This window comes from Paenisporosarcina sp. P4_E4_2 (assembly GCF_056401595.1).
In genome coordinates this window covers 1-2888 of record NZ_JBFUJC010000374.1, presented here as the reverse complement: position 1 = coordinate 2888, position 2888 = coordinate 1, and the positions used below count along the sequence as shown (strand labels likewise).

General features: G+C 38.0%; 2 protein-coding genes. Both read right to left on the bottom strand.

Annotated features, from left to right (window positions below):
- Window positions 1-185 precede the first annotated feature (185 nt).
- Window positions 186-899, bottom strand: coding sequence for a glucosaminidase domain-containing protein (locus AC1DSB_RS17330; RefSeq protein ID WP_477587210.1), 714 nt, complete (start codon window positions 897-899; stop codon window positions 186-188).
- Between the two features lie 245 nt (window positions 900-1144).
- Window positions 1145-2888 (bottom strand): OmpL47-type beta-barrel domain-containing protein (locus tag AC1DSB_RS17325; RefSeq protein ID WP_477587209.1); only part of this gene is annotated, 1744 nt, incomplete at its 5' end.

Here is a 2888-nt window from a genome sequence, read left to right as displayed (position 1 = left end):
GTTTAACTTCCATCAGTGGCTATCCCCTTGTATCGTCATTGTCGGTTGAGAAAGAAAACAAATCTACTTCACTGCAAATCAACCTTTATTTTATGTATATCGGCATAAACAGCGAAATTTTTAGTGTTATTTACAAATATATTTGTTCAAAAAAACAAGACCGATTCGATTAGAATCAGTCTTTTCTATGATAGATTATCAAAATGACGGCTGACCCCTGTTGTCCAATGATTGTTTAGACCAGTTGGATCATTTGCAACACCAATTGGGGCATATTTCGCTCCAATCTCGGCAATCGTGGATTTTCCTTGGTTCAAATAATTTTTACGTAAATTACGAGCCATATCGAAAATGCTATCTTCTATAGATGCGTAGCTTCTCAAGCCATTCTTACCCATCATTCCAGCGACATTATTCTTCTCTTTGACTGCTCTTGAAGAACCATTCCCCGTTTCATGGATGGCAATCGCAGAAAGGAGACTCGGATCTATATCATACTTTTTCCCTGCATTGATAAAGTGCGAGGCTGATCCGTTCAATTTTCCTTCCAAGCTACTATCAAGTTTCAAGAATTGCACGGGTTTAAAATGGAAGTCACTTGTATCATTTGGACTTGTAGGGACATCTATTTTATCTACTGCCTGCACGTTTACTGGAAGAGAAAATGGACTGTTTATTTGTGGAATCAACTGATTTTGAGCAAAAGGCAGAGTGGTTGTATTGTTCGATTCGCTCCCTTGCATCGCTGCATTTAATACCATAAGGAACAGAGAATTTTCATTTCCTACATTACCGAGTAAATTGGTTGCACTGCCTGATTGATTTATCGAAGGCATTGCTTGTGCCATAGAAGCCATTGTCATGTAATAAAACCAATTGGAAGAGATCGGGCTGGTCATTGATAGATTTCGCATCCTTCTTTATGTATTCATACCAATCATTTTACATAGAAACAATAATTAAAAGAATAGTCGTATAATCCCGTTAGTTGGTACTTTATAGAAAAAAAGAGCCAAAAAGAAGGACTGTGACGGGAGATAAGTCACAGTCTTCTTCTATATTAGTATTGTCCGATTACTCTTTTTACTAAAGAAGCTAACCATTCCCAGGATTTGAACCCATGGTGATGGCCGTTATTCGAGCCTTATTTTTTTGACCCTTTTACTTCCACTTCAGTAGATCCAAGTACTAGGTAATCACCAACCATTCCACTGAACTGAAGTGTCTGCTTGCCATTATCCCAGTCAAAATCATCCCGATTGAATTTGAATTGGCCTTTTTCGGCTTGTTTTTCATAGCCATTTTTACCGGTAAGGGCTGAAACGCCATTGATCGTTACTGTTTCTAAAATGAAATTCTTCGTGTCAAATCCTCTTGGCAATGATACGTCAACTGTGAAAACTCCGCCGTTATCCTTGATAACACCAGGATTAACTTTGATGGTGCTTACATGAATGTAGACTACGATTGTCTTTTCAAGAGTTGTCGTCAGTCCAACATGGTCAGTTACAGTTACTTTTACGGTATATTTGCCCGGATTAGTAAAGTCGATGATATCACCGTTTTTATATGCTTCACCATTAACCGTCAAGCTTTCCGTTTTGATTCCTGATTCAGCATCTTTAGCTGTATAGGCCAATGGAAGTTTTGTACCAAGAGTATAGATTTCCTTAAGCTCCCACGTTACAGTTGGGGCCGTTTTGTCAATCTTCACTTCGATTGTTTGCACTTCTTCTTTGTTACCTGCTTTGTCTACGCTGTAGAACGTAATTACATTAATTCCTTCTTTATTTACCGTGAAGCTTTTTCCTTCAACGTATTCAGAACCATTGATAGAGTAATATGTTGATGATAAACCACTTCGACTATCCGCTGCAGTCAATTCCACTACAAAGCTTTCTTTTACCCAAAGATTGCTAGCATTTGAAGTTGTTACTGGTGCTGACTTGTCAATTTTGACTTCAGCTGTTTTTACTTCTTCTTTATTACCAGCGTTATCGACGCTATAAAACGTAATTACGTTGATTCCTTCTTCTTTTACAGCAACGCTATTGCCTTTTGTGAAATCAGAACCATTTACTGAATAGAATGTTGTTGCTTCACCGCTTAGTACATCTTTAGCAGTAAATTCTAGAGTGAACTCTTGGTGCCATTCGTTAGTTGCATTAGAAGTTGTTGCTGGTGCTGATTTGTCGATTTTGACTTCAGTTGTTTTTACTTCTTCTTTATTACCAGCGTTATCAACGCTATAGAACGTGATTACGTTGATCCCCTCTTCATTTACAAGAAGGCTATTTCCTTCTGCAAATTCAGAACCATTTACTGAATAGTACGTTGAGTCTGTACCGCTAAGTTCATCTTTTGAAGTGAACTCCACAGTGAACTCTTGGTGCCATTCGTCAKTTGAATTAGAAATTGTTGCTGGTGCTGATTTGTCGATTTTGACTTCAGCTGTTTTCACTTCTTCTTTATTACCAGCGCTATCGACGCTATAAAACGTAATTACGTTGATTCCTTCTTCTTTTACAGCAACATTATTGCCTTTTGTGAAATCAGAACCATTTACTGAATAGAATGTTGTTGCTTCATCGCTTAGGTCATCTTTAGCAGTAAATTCTAGAGTAGACTCTTGTTGCCATTCAGTTGTTGAATTGGAAGAAGTTACTGGTGCTGACTTGTCGATTTTGACTTCAGCTGTTTTTACTTCTTCTTTATTACCAGCGTTATCAACGCTATAGAACGTGATTACGTTGATTCCCTCTTCATTTACAAGTAGGCTATTTCCTTCTGCAAATTCAGAACCATWTACTGAATAGTACGTTGAGTCTGTACCGCTAAGTTCATCTTTTGAAGTGAACTCCACAGTGAACTCTTGGTGCCATTCGTCA

What these genes read in the sequence shown, in the direction of transcription:
- AC1DSB_RS17330 (WP_477587210.1), bottom strand. Translation starts at nt 899, where the DNA reads ATGACCAGCCCGATCTCTTCCAATTGGTTTTATTACATGACAATGGCT.